The 317-nt window shown below is 56.2% G+C and carries 1 protein-coding gene; it reads right to left on the reverse strand.

The window, feature by feature from the left end:
* Positions 1-317, reverse strand: a 317-nt coding sequence (locus ACTHR7_RS10815) for a hypothetical protein (RefSeq protein ID WP_440370809.1), incomplete at both ends; no start/stop codon positions are given.

Below are 317 nucleotides of genomic sequence, written 5' to 3' on the forward strand. Positions count from 1 at the left end.
CGGCGGCATCGATACCGGACTTGGTCAGGCTAGGACCGCCTGCGATCTTAACGCCGTCGTTGTTCACGGTGGTGTCGCCGGCTTTGACGCTGTTCACTACCAGGTCTTTTTTCAGCTTAACGGTCACTTTATCGTCTTGGGCTTCGGTGGTGATGTTGTCGTCGCCGGCAACGGTCACGGTGGAGCCGAGTTTTTCGATATTGGTGCTGCCGCTGTCGCCGTTGAAGGTCAGGCCTTTGCTGTCAACGGCGGTTTTGGCATCTACGCCTTTTTGGATGTCGTCTTTGGTGTCTTGCGCCAAGTCGATGCTGTAGTCG

Origin of the sequence: Neisseria sp. P0007.S010 (genome assembly GCF_051962875.1) — a bacterium.
In the GTDB taxonomy this organism is placed as follows: domain Bacteria; phylum Pseudomonadota; class Gammaproteobacteria; order Burkholderiales; family Neisseriaceae; genus Neisseria; species Neisseria subflava_A.